The following is a 249-nucleotide window of genomic DNA, read 5'->3' as shown; positions in this document are numbered from 1 at the left end:
CGATCCGACTGTCTGCCAGATTATCCTGGCTAATACTCCATTCCTTCACAGGAAGCTGCTTCGTGACTTCCTCCAGCTTCTTTTCCAAGCGCTCCTTGTAGTCAGAGCCAATGCTTTCTGTCGTCTCTACGGTAACGGTTCCTGAGCCAGCACGAGAGGAAGTCTCGATTGTGAGTGCACTGCCTAATGCACGCACAGCCTCCTCTACGGGGCGTGTGACCGTCTCGTCCACCTTGTCTGAAGACAGCC

General features: G+C 54.2%; 1 protein-coding gene. It reads right to left on the bottom strand.

What is annotated here, in order from left to right; translation table 11 throughout:
- A partial coding sequence (locus SB773_RS33670) for a hypothetical protein (RefSeq protein ID WP_410594816.1) occupies nucleotides 1-196 on the bottom strand: 196 nt, incomplete at its 3' end.
- Nucleotides 197-249 lie beyond the last annotated feature (53 nt).

Origin of the sequence: Bacillus sp. SIMBA_074 (assembly GCF_046534555.1) — a bacterium.
Taxonomy (GTDB): Bacteria; Bacillota; Bacilli; order Bacillales; family Bacillaceae_G; genus Bacillus_A; species Bacillus_A mycoides.
Note: the sequence above shows the minus strand (reverse complement) of the source record. Positions and strands in the feature narration are given on the sequence as shown.